Raw genomic sequence first — 11,979 nt, 5'->3', positions numbered from 1 at the left:
GGCCCAATTTCCGAAATTGATGCATGTCTTTTTCGGCCGCCTTGCTGGCCGTGGATATGTTTCGTCCGTACATGGAGTAACGAGAATGGCTGTACCGAAGAGAAAAACGAGCCCGTCCAAGCGCGGTATGCGCCGCTCTGCTGACGCCCTGAAGGCTTCGACCTACGTCGAAGACAAGAACTCCGGCGAACTGCGCCGCCCGCACCACATCGACCTGAAGACCGGCATGTATCGCGGCCGTCAGGTTCTGACGCCGAAGGAAAGCGCATAATTTTAGCGCTGCCTCGATGGCATGAATAAAAAGGCTGGCGCTTTGCCGGCCTTTTTTCGTTTTGATCGACATGTGCTTGTGGGGGAAGCAGCCGCTCGTGTGCCGCGCTGCCGATACCCTCTCTGTCCTTTTCGGGACCTCTCCCCCACAAGGGGAGATTGTTGGGGTATGCCGGCCATTATCGCCAAAGCGATAGACCGCGGTTTCCGCGGATTCGATATTCGCTTGAGGTGGGAGGAGTCTGCGAGATTAACAATCTCCCCCTTGTGGGGGAGATGTCACGTTAGTGACAGAGGCGGGTGAAAACTCTCCACGAATTCACAAGCACATTGCCTTGCATCAAAGGCTGTCCAGTTTGCTCTGCATGGCGCGGAGCTGTTCCTTCAGCTCGTCGATATCCTTTGCCTCGGCCTTGCGGCCTTCCTTGACCGGCGGCTTCATGAAGGGCGAGAACATCTGCATCGCCTGCTGGAACATTTCCGTATTGCGGCGGACCTGTTCCTCGACCATCTGCATGGGCAACTGCAGGTTCTTGCCGAGAGGCGTTTCGCCGAAGGCGCGATTGATCTGCTCGCGCATCTGGGTCTGTTGTTCCGTGAAAGAACGCATCGAGTGTTCAAGGAAGCTCGGCACGACCATCTGCATCTGGTCGCCGTAATAGCCGATGAGCTGCCGCAGGAATGAAATCGGCAGCAACGTGTTGCCGGTCTTCGATTCCTGTTCGAAAATGATCTGCGTCAGGACAGAATGCGTAATATCCTCACCGCTCTTGGCGTCCTGGACGGTAAACTCCTCACCCTTCTTGACCATCTCCGCCAGGTCGTCCAGCGTCACGTAGGTGCTGGTGCCAGTGTTGTATAGGCGGCGATTGGCGTATTTCTTGATTACGATCTGGCCCTCATTCTTTGCCATTATCAGTCTCCTGGCCCCGTCTGATTGTATGGAAACTCCTCCACCTCGGAGTGTAGACGCAAAAGAAGCTTGGTGACAATCGCTTTGTGCGATGCGGCAAGCCCTTTCCTTTGATTGGATTTTTTTGAAGGCGGTGACAGCCTTGTGAAATCTATGCCCCGAGAATTCTTGCTGTTTGACTCGGACGCAAAGCTTTGACAGTTTCGCCTCATATACATGTTCATCTTGTGAGGAGGCATCCATGAGCAATCCATCCATCGTCGTCGCCAGCGCCGCCCGTACGGCGGTCGGCTCCTTCAACGGGGCCTTTGCGACCGTTCCGGCTCATGAGCTTGGCGCTACCGCCATCAAGGGTGTGCTGGAGCGCGCCGGTGTCGATGCCAAGGAAGTCGATGAAGTGATCCTCGGCCAGGTGCTCCAGGCCGGCGAAGGCCAAAACCCGGCGCGCCAGGCGGCGATGAAGGCCGGCATTCCGCAGGAAGCGACCGCGTGGAGCGTCAATCAGCTTTGCGGTTCCGGCCTGCGCGCCGTCGCGCTCGGCCTGCAGCAGATCGCGACCGGCGATGCGAAGATCATCGTCGCCGGCGGCCAGGAATCCATGTCGATGGCGCCGCATGCCGCAAACCTTCGCGCCGGCACTAAGATGGGCGACATGAAGATGATCGACACCATGATCAAGGATGGCCTGACGGATGCCTTCTACGGCTATCACATGGGCATCACGGCGGAAAACATCGCGCGGCAGTGGCAGCTTTCCCGCGACGACCAGGACCAGTTTGCCGTTGCCTCCCAGAACAAGGCGGAAGCCGCGCAGAAAGCAGGCCGGTTCAAGGACGAAATCGTTCCTTTCGTCATCCAGACGCGCAAGGGCGACGTGACGGTCGACGCCGACGAATATATTCGCCATGGCGCGACGCTGGACGGCATGGTGAAGCTGCGCCCGGCCTTCGACAAGGACGGCACGGTCACCGCCGCCAATGCTTCCGGTCTCAATGACGGCGCCGCCGCCGCCTTGCTGATGACCGAGGCGGAAGCCTCGCGCCGGGGTATCCAGCCGCTGGCCCGTATCGTCTCCTGGGCAACGGCCGGCGTCGATCCGCAGATCATGGGCACCGGGCCGATCCCGGCTTCCCGCAAGGCGCTGGAAAAGGCCGGCTGGTCCGTCGGCGACCTCGATCTCGTCGAGGCCAACGAGGCTTTTGCCGCTCAGGCCTGCGCCGTCAACAGGGATCTCGGCTGGGATACCTCGATCGTCAACGTCAACGGTGGCGCGATCGCCATCGGCCACCCCATCGGCGCCTCCGGCGCCCGCATCCTCAACACGCTGCTGTTCGAAATGAAGCGTCGTGGCGCCCGCAAGGGGCTCGCCACGCTGTGCATCGGCGGCGGCATGGGTGTCGCCATGTGCTTCGAGGCGCTCTGAAGCGTCTCGTAAGGGATTTTCCAGAAGAAGCGGTGAAAGCGGGGCGGGCGATCCGATGTTCGGGCGTCCCGTCTCCGCGACAACAAAGGGGAGTGGCACATGAGCAGAGTGGCATTGGTAACCGGAGGAACGCGCGGCATCGGCGCGGCCATTTCGATGGCGCTGCACAATGCGGGCTATAAGGTGGCGGCGACCTATGCCGGCAACGACGAAAAGGCCCGGGCTTTCCATGAGGTGACCGGTATCTCCGTCCATAAGTGGGACGTGACCGACTACGAGGCCTGCGGCAAGGGCATCGCCAAGGTCGAGCACGATCTCGGCCATGTCGAGATCCTGGTCAACAATGCCGGCATTACCCGCGACGCCATGTTCCACAAGATGACGCCGCAGCAATGGCATGAGGTCATCAACACCAACCTTACCGGCCTGTTCAACATGACCCATCATGTCTGGCAGGGGATGCGCGACCGCAGCTTCGGCCGCATCATCAACATCTCCTCGATCAACGGTCAGAAAGGGCAGATGGGGCAGGCGAACTATTCGGCCGCCAAGGCCGGCGATCTCGGCTTCACCAAGGCCCTCGCGCAGGAGGGCGCCGCCAAGAACATTACCGTGAATGCCATCTGCCCCGGCTATATCGGCACGGAGATGGTGCTTGCCGTGCCGGAAAAGGTGCTGAACGAACGCATCATCCCGCAGATCCCCGTGGGGCGGCTGGGCGAGCCTGAGGAAATTGCCCGCGTGGCGGTGTTCCTTGCCAGCGACGATGCCGGTTTCATCACGGGATCGACGATCAGCGCCAACGGCGGCCAGTTCGTCGTCTAAGGCAATTCCAGGAAAATCGCGCGGCGGTTTTCCGTGCGCAATTGCATAAGGCAAAGAAATCGAAAGGCTCGGCGATTCCATGAAGCGCCGAGCCTTTTTTCGTCGATTGCGTCTCAAACGGGATTGCCGGGCCAGCCGGCGATCATCCACGTCTTGAATGCGCCTGCTGTCTCTGTCGCGGCTTGAATTCGAGGATGACGGCGTCTAGCGCCACCTCCCGCTTCTCCTTGTCCCGCGCCCTTATCGCGCATCCGAGCGCGTAGAAAGTGGTTCCGATCAGCACAAATGCTGCAATGCTTGCGATGATTGCGGCCATGGTGCCGGTCCTTTCTCAAAACACTGCTTGCTCCCCGCGAGGGATAGCGCGGAAAGAGGATCGTCTTTCAGAAACTGGTGTTTCCCGAATTTGGGCCAGAGGCCGGTGGTCGTGACCGGTCGCCTGTTGCGGCCGGTCACAAGAGCCCGGTCTTAGCGGCAACGGGCCTCATAGCGGTGACCGTAGCGGTCGCGATAGATGCAGTAGCCGCGGCGCTCGTGCGAGCGTCCGATAAGGTTGCCGACGACGCCGCCGGCCACGGCGCCGACAGCCGCCCCGCCCCAGCTATGCGTGGCCACGCCGCCGATCAGGGCGCCGGTGCCGGCGCCGATGGCTGTGCCTTTTTCCGTTGCAGTGCACGACGCCAACGCGCCGACGAGGGCGATCGCGACGATGATCTTCTTCATAGTGTTAGCTCCCTGGTGTTGCGAAGTTTGAACAATAATCTGCGGATCAGATCCGCCCCATCAACAACAAAATGAGGACAATGACGAGAACAAGCCCGAGACCGCCTGATGGACCGTACCCCCATGCGCGGCTGTAACCCCAGTTGGGAAGTGCGCCGACCAGCAGCAGAATCAGTATGACAAGCAATACCGTACCAAGCATGATATGTCTCCTCCATGTCCGTCGCTTGACTGCTACGCCGGCATCCATGTTCGATGCAGCGTCATGTTTCAGCGGCTTCAGTTCAAATCTATTCCCAGTGATGGGCGGAGTTTCTCAATTCTGCTCATAGAAACTTGCGGCCCCGACAATTGTTCCGGCTAAGAAATAAAAATGCCGGTAAGCAGCCGCCTCAATGGTCAGCGAAAGGTTAACGCGATAGCGCGGCGCAACGGTGGCGGGAATAACGCGAGACCTGTTTCTATGGTTAAAATATGATTAAAATACAATGGGTTGTGGTGAACGAAACGGGAAAGGCCGAATGTCTGTGATTCGTCGATGATTCGTTCCTTGTTTGGACTTTTGTTAATATCGGGGCTTTCCGCCGCACTTGGCCGCGCGCCGGAAGAGCAACGCAGATGAGGGCGGGATCGCCGAAAAGTGGTGGTTCCTGCCCTGATTGGTTAATTTGCCGCGCACTCGCCATCAAAGCCGGCGCCCGTGCTGTTCTTCATGTAGCGATACTGTCCCGGCGGGATACGACATGTAGCCGTGAACAAAGACGATACCTGCGACGATCCGCGATTCGTCACCGATTCGTTCCGGCTTTGATCGAAGCGTTAACGGATGCATCCTATGGGTGTATTTGTTGATTCATTATAGTTCCGCTCGCTAAAAGACCGGCCGCAATCACAGATTCGGCCGGAATCCGCGGCTCAACCATTCGGAGTCCGGCAAAATCCGACCGGAAAACGCTAGATGTTGTGGAGAACAAAAGCGGAATAATGTGGAATCCGCGATTCGTCGCCGATTCGTTCCGGCTTTGGCCTGTTTCCTGGCGCCTTCGTCCAGTTTGCCGAAATTATCATTTTTTACAAATAATTAACCATGTCGCGACGTAAATTTCCGGGCATTCCGGGTTCGTTGCTTGACTCTCATTTCCGCAAAAAAGACGTCGGAACGCGATTCAGCATCTGGTAGAAATCTTTCCGCGAAAATCCATATGTTGTAGTGAACAAATAAAGAACTATAAAGAGTCAGCGATTCGTCGCCGATTCGTTCCCAGGCTGTTCCGGAATCTCCGGGACTCGTATGGGATGCAGCGTAAATGTAGCTTGTGGTTGAGACGACCAATTATGAAATCGATTGTTGCCGCATCTGTTTTTTTATTCAGGTCTTGCCTTTGTCACATATGGTCGTCATCTGTTCGTTTCCTCCAAGAGGAACTCGCAGATCGGAAGACGGCGGTTTCTCGCCCATGCACGGACCCATGACTCAGACTTCGCAGCCTATGATCCTGAGCGGACGCGGCGTGACCGCGGTGCTCGGACCGACCAATACCGGCAAGACCCATTATGCCATCGAGCGCATGGTGGCACACGGCAGCGGCGTGATCGGCCTGCCGTTGCGGCTGCTTGCCCGCGAGGTCTATACGCGCGTGGTCGAGAAGGTCGGGGCTCAGCATGTCGCGCTGGTGACTGGCGAGGAAAAGATATCGCCGCCGAATGCGCGCTTCTCCGTCTGCACGGTCGAGGCCATGCCGCGCGAGACGCGCGCCTCCTTTGTCGCCATCGACGAGGTGCAGCTTGCCGGCGACCTGGAGCGCGGGCATATCTTCACCGACAGGATCCTGCATCTGCGCGGCCGGGACGAGACCCTGCTGCTCGGCGCCGGTACGATGCGGCCTATCCTCGAGCAGCTGCTGCCCGGGATCACCGTCCTTGAACGGCCGCGACTGTCGCATCTCTTCTATGCCGGCCAGAAAAAGATCACCCGCCTGCCGCAGCGCACGGCGATCGTCGCCTTTTCCGCCGACGAGGTCTATGCGATCGCGGAGCTCATCCGCCGCCAGCGCGGCGGCGCCGCCGTCGTCCTCGGCGCGCTGAGCCCGCGCACCCGCAACGCGCAGGTGGCGCTCTACCAGGCCGGCGACGTCGAGTACCTGGTTGCGACCGATGCGATCGGCATGGGCCTCAATCTCGACGTCGATCATGTCGCCTTTGCCCAGGATCGCAAGTTCGACGGTTATCAGTTCCGCAACCTCAATCCCGCCGAGCTCGGCCAGATCGCCGGCCGTGCCGGCCGTCATCTCAAGGACGGCACTTTCGGCGTCACGGGACAGGTGGATCCGTTCGACGACGAATTGGTGCGCCGGATCGAGGGGCATGAGTTCGACATGGTGAAAGTGCTGCAATGGCGCAGCAAGGATCCGGATTTCGCCTCGATCGCGGCGCTGCGTGCAAGTTTGGAAGACGCGCCACGCGTGCAGGGCTTGACGCGGGCGCTGCCTGCGGTAGACCAGCAGGCATTGGAATATCTGTCACGCGATCTGGAGATAGTCGATCTTGCCAGCAGCCCGGCTCGGGTTGAGAAATTGTGGGAGGCCTGTGCGCTTCCCGACTATCGGCGCATTACGCCTGCCCAGCATGCCGATCTCATTGCCGCCCTCTTTTCCGACCTTGTGCGTTATGGCACGGTAAAAGAGGACTTCCTTGCCGAACAGGTGCACCGCGCCGATCGGACGGATGGCGAGATCGACACGCTTTCGGCGCGAATCGCGCAGATAAGGACTTGGACCTATGTGTCGAACCGGCCCGGCTGGCTTGCCGATCCGACACACTGGCAAGAAAAGACGCGGGAAATCGAAGATCGATTGTCCGACGCGTTACATGAGAGGTTGACGAAACGCTTTGTTGATCGCAGGACATCTGTGCTCATGAAGCGCCTGAGAGAGAATGCGATGCTGGAAGCTGAAATCAGTGTGAATGGGGATGTCTTCGTTGAGGGACATCATGTGGGACAATTGACCGGATTCCGGTTCACGCCTATCGCGGGAACGGAGGGGCCGGACGCCAAGGCTGTCCAGACTGCCTCGCTGAAGGCGCTTGCGCTGGAGTTCGAGGCACGCGCGGCGCGTATGCATGCGGCCGGTAACAGCGATCTTGCGATCAGCGCCGATGGTCTCGTGCGCTGGCTCGGCGATCCCGTTGCGCGCCTGTCGGGTAGCGATCATATCATGCGTCCGCGCGTCATCCTGCTCGCCGACGAGCAGTTGACCGGCAATGCGCGCGATCATGTCGCGGCGCGCATCGAGCGCTTCGTGAATCATCATATCAGCACGATCCTGAAGCCGCTCGACGATCTGTCGCGCGCCGAGGATCTGCAGGGGCTGGCCAAGGGGCTGGCTTTCCAGCTGGTCGAGAATCTGGGTGTCCTGTTCCGCCGCGACGTCACCGATGAAGTGAAGTCGCTGGATCAGGATGCGCGCGCCTCCATGCGCCGTTACGGCATCCGCTTCGGCGCCTACCATATCTTCGTGCCCGCCTTGCTGAAGCCGGCCCCGGCCGAGCTCATCACGCTGCTCTGGGCCCTGAAGAATGACGGCCTGGACAAGCCGGGCTATGGCGATCTCATTCCGGTTCTCGCCGCTGGCCGCACCTCGGTCGTCACCGATCCGAGCTATGAGCGCATGTTCTACAAGCTTGCGGGCTTCCGGTTCCTCGGCAAGCGCGCGGTGCGCATCGATATCCTCGAGCGCCTGGCGGACCTCATCCGCCCGCTGCTGCAGTGGAAGCCCGGCCAGGCTTCGCGCCCCGAGGGCGCCTATGATGGCCGCCGCTTTACGACGACGACCTCGATGCTCTCCATCCTCGGCGCGACGCTTGAGGATATGGAAGAGATCCTCAAGGGTCTTGGCTATCGTGCCGATGCCGTGAAGGCCGAAGAGGCGACAGCCTTCCTCGCGCAGCAGGATGCGACTGCAAGCGCGGCCGCGCCGGCGCCGGCCGCGGATGCTGCCGTTGAAAAGGCCGATCACGACGACGCCGATGCCGCGACCGACGAGCCGGCTAAGGAGACGGAAGTCGCTGCCCCGGAAACGGCTGCACAGGAAACGACAGTTGCCGGCGATGCGCCTGCCGAAGCCGCTCCCGCGGTTGCGGAGGTCAGCGTGGCCGCCGATGCGGCTGTCGAACCGACGGAGCCGAAGCCGGTTCTGCTCTGGCGTCTGGGTGGCCGCAACGACCATCAGCAGCGTCAGGGTGGCCGGGGTCATGGTGACCGTCGCGGCCAGCAGGGCGAGGGTCGCGGTCATCAGGGCGGCAATCGCCGCAGCGGTGGCGAGCAGGCGGCTGGCGAAGGCAACCGCGAGGGACGCGACCGTCGCGACGGTCGTGAAAATCGCGGTGGCGACAAGGGTCCGCGCGGCAATCGCGAGGGCGGACGTCCGCAGCATCAGGGCAACCGTGGTGAGCGGGGCGAGCGTCAGGAACGCAACGATCGGAACGACCGCAACAATCGCGGCGCTTCGCAGCCGTTGCGCTTCGAGGCCAAGCCGCCGCGCAAGGAAAAGCCGATCGATCCGGATTCTCCTTTCGCCAAGCTCGCTGCCCTCAAGGAGCAGATGAAGAAATAAGCAATGACGGACGAGAAACAGCCATTTTCCGGTTCGCGTCAGCGCATCGACAAATGGCTGTTCTTTGCCCGCATGGTGAAATCCCGCTCGCTGGCGCAACTCTATGTGCAGAACGGCAGCGTGCGGGTGAATGGCGAGCGAGTGGTGCAGCCGAGCCATGGCGTCAAGGCAGGCGACCGCATCGAACTCTCGCTGGAGCGGCGCAACGTCGTTCTGGTCGTGCGCGGCTCCGGCGAGCGCAGGGGGCCTTTCGAGGAAGCGAAGCTGCTTTATGACGATCTGACGCCGCCGGCGGATGAGACAAAACGCCTCACCGCTTTCGAGCAGGCTTTGAGGATGCCGGGCACTGGAAGGCCCACGAAACGCGATCGTCGTGCAATTGATCGCCTCACCGCCGACGACGATTAGAAAACTCTGCCTGTCACAGGCGGTTTTCAAGATTGTTTGTCCTTGAAATTGGCTGATAAAGTCGATACCTCACGATCAACCTGCCGGTAACCAGCTGGACGGCGCGTTTGCGCATGACGCATCCGTTTGCCCGTTCGGCTCCGCGGCGAAGTGCGACGTTCCAGGTTGCGCATCCGCGGAAGCTAGAGTCATTCCTGGAGTGCTTCATGACATATGTCGTGACTGACAATTGCATCCGCTGCAAATATACCGATTGCGTGGAAGTCTGCCCTGTCGACTGCTTCTACGAAGGCGAGAACTTCCTCGTCATCCATCCCGACGAATGCATCGATTGCGGCGTCTGCGAGCCGGAATGTCCCGCCGAGGCGATCAAGCCCGATACGGAGCCGGGCCTCGACAAATGGCTGAAGATCAATGCGGAATACGCCGCCATCTGGCCGAACATCACGGTCAAGCGCGACGCGATGCCGGAGGCCAAGGAGATGGATGGCGAACAGGGCAAGTTCGAGAAATACTTCTCGACAAATCCTGGCGCCGGCGATTGATCGAAGGCCGTGACAGGCTTTCGATAAAGGTGTAGTCGATATCGCAGACAGCGAATCACTGCCGTTGGGCTGCAGTGCGGCCAACGTGACCTTTTTGGCGCGCGTGCAGCAAATTATTGATTTCCTCAGATTTTTGTGATAGGTTCCTCATACTGATCCACTGCGGCATTTCGCATGCCCAAAACCATCACGAAAGCAAATCACCAATCCGTACGCGGTTTCCTTGACATATCAACGTTTTGTGTTGTCGGGTCCCGGATCGCGATGGATGGTTTCTTTTTGCATAAGTCTGGCTGGACCAGGATGAAGTGACCCGACGGTACGTCCGTCTCATCCGGGCCTGACTGACCCGGCCCCCGGCCCCAACCGGGCGCGTAACAGGGAGTTTTTGAAAAGAATGACGACCCAGCAGAAAAAACCTTCAGCAGCACGCCATGGCTTCAAGACTGGCGAAGCGATCGTTTATCCGGCCCACGGCGTCGGCACGATCACTGCGATCGAAGAACAAGAAGTCGCAGGCATGAAGCTCGAGCTGTTCGTAATCGATTTCGAGAAAGACAAGATGCGTTTGAAGGTGCCGGTGGCAAAGGCCATGAGCATTGGTATGCGCAAGCTTTCCGAAACGGATTTCGTCGAGCGGGCGCTGAAGGTCGTGCAGGGCAAGGCCCGCGTGAAGCGTACCATGTGGTCGCGCCGCGCCCAGGAATACGATGCCAAGATCAATTCAGGCGATCTGATCTCGATCGCGGAAGTGGTTCGCGATCTTTATCGCGCCGAGAACCAGCCTGAGCAGTCCTATTCCGAACGCCAGCTTTACGAAGCTGCGCTCGATCGCATGGCCCGGGAAATTGCCGCCGTCAACAAGATGTCGGAAACCGAAGCTGTTCGCCTTGTCGAGGCCAACCTCAACAAGGGTCCGAAGCGCGGCAAGGCTGTCGAGGAAGACGATTCCCAGGACGAAGCCGCATAAGGCCAAGGCGCCACATACCGCTTCAAAAAACCCGGCCTTCGCGCCGGGTTTTTTCTTTGGAACCTTTTTTGTGCTGCCGCGTTTAAGCTTCGTGTTGACGGTCGGTGTGGGCGCGCTCCTGTGGGAGATATGTCCGGATGGCCGTTTCATTGACATTCACGAGGACCGGCCCATGCGTTTTCATCCGAAGCCCCCCGGCGATCTGAAGATGCTTCAATCGTCAGATCCGTTCGCTGAGATCGAACTAGACTAGTCATCGATTGTCCGGCGAACCGGGTATCGGTCTCCGTTTTGCATTTCATTCATTGATTTCCATCCGAACAGCGATGTTCGGAAACGCTGCTTGCTGCCCTTTTCGTCGACCGCGGCATAGAGACGATTTGAGGCCGAACCTAGGAGATGCGTATGACGAATATGTCTGCAGATCGGCGCATGATCAAAGTTGCCATGGCTGCTCCCTATCTCGATCGCGACGAAGAGCATGATCTTGCCATACGCTGGAAGGATCACGACGACCGGGGTGCCCGCAATCAGATCGCAACCGCCCATATGCGCCTCGTCATCTCCATGGCGGGGAAATTCCGCAATTTCGGATTGCCGATGAGCGATCTCGTCCAGGAAGGCTATGTGGGACTGCTGGAGGCGGCTGCCCGCTTCGAGCCGGAACGGGAGGTTCGCTTCTCGACCTATGCAAGCTGGTGGATCCGCGCTTCGATCCAGGATTATATCCTGCGCAACTGGTCGATCGTGCGCGGCGGTACGAGTTCGGCGCAAAAGGCGCTGTTCTTCAATCTTCGCCGCCTGCGCGCCAAGCTCGCGCGCAGCAATTCGAGCGTTACCGTCCAGTCGATCCATGAGGAAATCGCGGTTGCGCTCGGCGTCAGCCTTGCCGATGTGCAGACGATGGATGCGCGCCTTTCCAGCAGCGATACCTCGCTGCAGGCGCCGTCGATATCGGGCGATTCCGAAAGCGCGGAACGGATCGATTTTCTCATCAGCGACGAGCCGCTTCCGGACGAACAGGTTTCGGACATGATCGACGGCGAGCGCCGCCGCATCTGGCTCGCCTCGGCTTTGAAGCATCTCAACGAGCGCGAAATGAAGATCATCCAGGCGCGACGCCTGGTCGAAGACGGAGCGACGCTCGAGGAGCTCGGGGCCGATCTCGGTATTTCCAAGGAGCGTGTGCGGCAGATCGAAAGCCGCGCGATGGACAAGCTCCGCAACGCGCTGGTGGATGCGGATCCCCGCATGGCAAGCTACGCCTGAGCGAGGCTTGCCGTCTCGCC

The 11,979-nt window shown here is 59.7% G+C and carries 12 protein-coding genes; 8 read left to right on the top strand and 4 right to left on the bottom strand.

The window, feature by feature from the left end:
- The first annotated feature begins 85 nt into the window (after window positions 1-85).
- Window positions 86-271 carry a 50S ribosomal protein L32 gene (gene rpmF, locus GR212_RS14405; protein WP_006724402.1) on the top strand — a complete coding sequence of 62 codons (186 nt, stop codon included), beginning with the start codon at window positions 86-88 and terminating at the stop codon, window positions 269-271.
- Between the two features lie 339 nt (window positions 272-610).
- Here rpmF and phaR read toward each other — a convergent pair whose 3' ends face one another.
- Entirely contained in the window at window positions 611-1,183 is a 573-nt protein-coding gene (phaR, locus tag GR212_RS14400) for a polyhydroxyalkanoate synthesis repressor PhaR (protein ID WP_163987247.1), read from the bottom strand.
- 241 nt (window positions 1,184-1,424) lie between these two features.
- Between phaR and GR212_RS14395 the strand changes: the two genes are divergently transcribed.
- Window positions 1,425-2,606 (top strand): acetyl-CoA C-acetyltransferase, encoded by a 1,182-nt coding sequence (locus tag GR212_RS14395; RefSeq protein WP_163987246.1) that lies wholly within the window; start codon window positions 1,425-1,427, stop codon window positions 2,604-2,606.
- Between the two features lie 99 nt (window positions 2,607-2,705).
- Entirely contained in the window at window positions 2,706-3,431 is a 726-nt protein-coding gene (phbB, locus tag GR212_RS14390) for an acetoacetyl-CoA reductase (RefSeq protein ID WP_163987245.1), read from the top strand.
- Between the two features lie 142 nt (window positions 3,432-3,573).
- On the opposite strand, the gene GR212_RS36825 is transcribed toward phbB, so the two are convergent.
- The 3 genes from GR212_RS36825 to GR212_RS14380 form a co-directional block, all read right to left on the bottom strand.
- Window positions 3,574-3,747, bottom strand: coding sequence for a hypothetical protein (locus GR212_RS36825; RefSeq protein WP_204326575.1), 174 nt, complete (start codon window positions 3,745-3,747; stop codon window positions 3,574-3,576).
- 152 nt (window positions 3,748-3,899) lie between these two features.
- Window positions 3,900-4,154: a YMGG-like glycine zipper-containing protein gene (locus GR212_RS14385; protein WP_112341591.1), complete on the bottom strand. Its 255-nt coding sequence runs from the start codon at window positions 4,152-4,154 to the stop codon at window positions 3,900-3,902.
- A gap of 46 nt (window positions 4,155-4,200) precedes the next feature.
- Entirely contained in the window at window positions 4,201-4,356 is a 156-nt protein-coding gene (locus GR212_RS14380; protein WP_163987244.1) for a DUF3309 family protein, read from the bottom strand.
- Window positions 4,357-5,623: 1,267 nt separating this feature from the next.
- Here GR212_RS14380 and GR212_RS14375 point away from each other — a divergent pair.
- The 5 genes from GR212_RS14375 (at window position 5,624) to GR212_RS14355 (ending at window position 11,959) form a co-directional block, all read left to right on the top strand.
- Window positions 5,624-8,767: a helicase-related protein gene (locus GR212_RS14375; protein ID WP_163987243.1), complete on the top strand. Its 3,144-nt coding sequence runs from the start codon at window positions 5,624-5,626 to the stop codon at window positions 8,765-8,767.
- Between the two features lie 3 nt (window positions 8,768-8,770).
- A complete protein-coding gene (locus tag GR212_RS14370; protein WP_163987242.1) occupies window positions 8,771-9,175 on the top strand; it encodes an RNA-binding S4 domain-containing protein in 405 nt (134 codons plus the stop codon).
- Between the two features lie 206 nt (window positions 9,176-9,381).
- Window positions 9,382-9,720, top strand: a complete 339-nt coding sequence (gene fdxA, locus GR212_RS14365) for a ferredoxin FdxA (RefSeq protein WP_163987241.1) — start codon at window positions 9,382-9,384, stop codon at window positions 9,718-9,720.
- A 397-nt stretch (window positions 9,721-10,117) separates the two neighbouring features.
- On the top strand, window positions 10,118-10,690 hold the full coding sequence (locus GR212_RS14360; RefSeq protein WP_163987240.1) for a CarD family transcriptional regulator: 573 nt from the start codon (window positions 10,118-10,120) through the stop codon (window positions 10,688-10,690).
- Window positions 10,691-11,095: 405 nt separating this feature from the next.
- On the top strand, window positions 11,096-11,959 hold the full coding sequence (locus GR212_RS14355) for an RNA polymerase factor sigma-32 (RefSeq protein ID WP_163987239.1): 864 nt from the start codon (window positions 11,096-11,098) through the stop codon (window positions 11,957-11,959).
- Window positions 11,960-11,979 lie beyond the last annotated feature (20 nt).

Origin of the sequence: Martinezella lusitana (assembly GCF_010668395.1) — a bacterium.
GTDB classification, from domain to species: Bacteria; Pseudomonadota; Alphaproteobacteria; order Rhizobiales; family Rhizobiaceae; genus Rhizobium; species Rhizobium lusitanum_A.
This window is presented reverse-complemented; position numbering and strand designations above follow the sequence as displayed.